Annotated in this window: 1 pseudogene; it reads left to right on the top strand. The window is 75.7% G+C overall.

The features are described from left to right. A pseudogene (locus EAS64_RS43075) lies at window positions 1-255 on the top strand (ISKra4-like element ISDesp4 family transposase); the annotation flags it as partial.

Below are 255 nucleotides of genomic sequence, written 5' to 3'. Positions count from 1 at the left end.
AAGCGCACCGAGCGCGCTGCCGAGGCCAGCGGCGCCGCGCACGCAGCGCGGGACCGCGAGCGGGCGGCGCTGACCGCCGCCCGCAAGCTGGTCCCGCTGCCGCTGCGGCCGGCCCCGGACATGCTCTACGGCGTGATCGACGGCACCGGCGTCCCGATGACTGCCAGGGAGACGGCGGGCCGGGAAGGCAGGGGCGAAGACGGCCGCGCCCGCACCCGCGAGGTCAAGCTCGCCGTCTTTTTCAACCAGTCGGAA

Origin of the sequence: Trebonia kvetii (assembly GCF_007827045.1) — a bacterium.
Lineage (GTDB): Bacteria > Actinomycetota > Actinomycetes > Streptosporangiales > Streptosporangiaceae > Trebonia > Trebonia kvetii.
The sequence above is the reverse complement of the archived record's forward strand: the minus strand, read 5'-3'. Positions and strand labels throughout refer to the sequence as shown.